Genomic DNA, 598 nt, shown 5'->3' with positions numbered 1-598 from the left:
AGCAGAACAGCCCCTGCATCATCTTCGTCGACGAGATCGACGCGGTCGGCCGCCAGCGCGGCGCCGGCCTCGGCGGCGGTCACGACGAGCGCGAGCAGACGCTGAACCAGTTGCTGGTCGAAATGGACGGTTTCGGCGACCGGACCGGCGTCATCATCATCGCGGCCACCAACCGGCCCGACATCCTGGACCCGGCGCTGCTGCGTCCGGGCCGCTTCGACCGCCAGATCCCGGTCGGCAATCCGGACCTCGCCGGTCGGCGCGCGATTCTGCGGGTGCATTCGCAGGGCAAGCCGATCGCGCCCGACGCCGATCTGGACGGCCTCGCCAAGCGCACCGTCGGTATGTCGGGTGCGGATCTGGCCAACGTGATCAACGAGGCGGCGCTGCTCACCGCGCGTGAGCACGGCAATGTCATCACCGGACCGGCCCTGGAGGAATCGGTCGACCGGGTGATCGGCGGGCCGCGTCGCAAGAGCCGGATCATCAGCGAGCACGAGAAGAAGATCACCGCCTACCACGAGGGTGGTCACACCCTGGCCGCGTGGGCGATGCCCGATATCGAGCCCGTCTACAAGGTCACCATCCTGGCCCGCGG

1 protein-coding gene is annotated in these 598 nt (G+C 68.9%); it reads left to right on the top strand.

The genetic code is table 11. From position 1 onward, the window contains the following. Window positions 1-598 (top strand): AAA family ATPase (locus tag IRT45_RS36425; RefSeq protein WP_194810280.1); only part of this gene is annotated, 598 nt, incomplete at both ends.

The organism is Nocardia sp. BSTN01 (genome assembly GCF_015354405.1).
Classification (GTDB): domain Bacteria; phylum Actinomycetota; class Actinomycetes; order Mycobacteriales; family Mycobacteriaceae; genus Nocardia.
This window is presented reverse-complemented; position numbering and strand designations above follow the sequence as displayed.